This is a genomic window from Zooshikella harenae, assembly GCF_018837975.1.
GTDB lineage: Bacteria > Pseudomonadota > Gammaproteobacteria > Pseudomonadales > Zooshikellaceae > Zooshikella > Zooshikella harenae.
In genome coordinates this window covers 1-917 of sequence record NZ_JAGSOY010000289.1, presented here as the reverse complement: position 1 = coordinate 917, position 917 = coordinate 1, and the positions used below count along the sequence as shown (strand labels likewise).

The window sequence follows — 917 nt, the reverse complement described above, 5'->3', positions numbered from 1 at the left end:
ACTCAGTGGTTTGATGAGCGTAAAGCTAAATGGAAAAATGTGAAGTACTCATTAAAAAACTATATGCAATATATTGAGCGTATTGATCATAAGTTTTTGAAAGAATATTTCCTAACTGGTCAAGCTGGAGAGTTAAATATTAGTGATTATGAACCATTACTTAATGATTATGTAGGTAGTAATTTTTTTACGTATCATCTTTTAGTAAATTTTTGGTTGAACCCTGATCAATCAGAGGATAGGTGGAATTCTGTTTGGTATTCCATGACTAAAAACTACCCATTGAAGCGATGTGTTGGTAGCTACCAGAAAAATCGAGAACGTTTTTTTGAAAGTGCTAATCAAGGAGGAGTATATAATGAGTATGGTGCATATGGTGGCCTAGAAGAAAGAATGGTTAAGTATTTTGTTTTAAGTGATCACTATACAGAAGAAAAAATTCTAATTGAAAATAAAGAAGTTAGAATGATTCCATGGACTGATGCTGATACTACCTTCATATATATATTTGGTGGGTGTAGTAACTATTTTCAAAAAAAAATAGAAAAAGGTTTAAAGTCGAACCCTTATGATCCTTATCAATACTTGCTACCCTTAATGATAGACTGTTTTAAATATCTAAATAAAAATAATTTTGATGATGAATACGCTATAAATAGTTTAAAAAATAATATGCGTAATTTGTTGTATGGGTTGTGTTTTCAAGATAAATATTATTTTCAGCATGTTGAGTATGGTAAAAAAGTTTATGATATTTTGGAGTCAGGAGTGGCACCTAAATTTATACTTGATATATGGAGAAATGTAAAAAATGAAAAAACAATTTTTGGAAATTGAAATGAGAATAAATGAGGGCTAAGGAGTTAATCGTGCCATTTTTTACATTATGGGCTAAAAGCAGCTTTCCATCCCAAAAA

1 protein-coding gene is annotated in these 917 nt (G+C 29.9%); it reads left to right on the top strand.

What is annotated here, in order from left to right:
• Positions 1 to 837 (top strand): hypothetical protein (locus KCG35_RS25700; protein WP_215822712.1); only part of this gene is annotated, 837 nt, incomplete at its 5' end.
• Between the last annotated feature and the right edge of the window lie 80 nt (positions 838 to 917).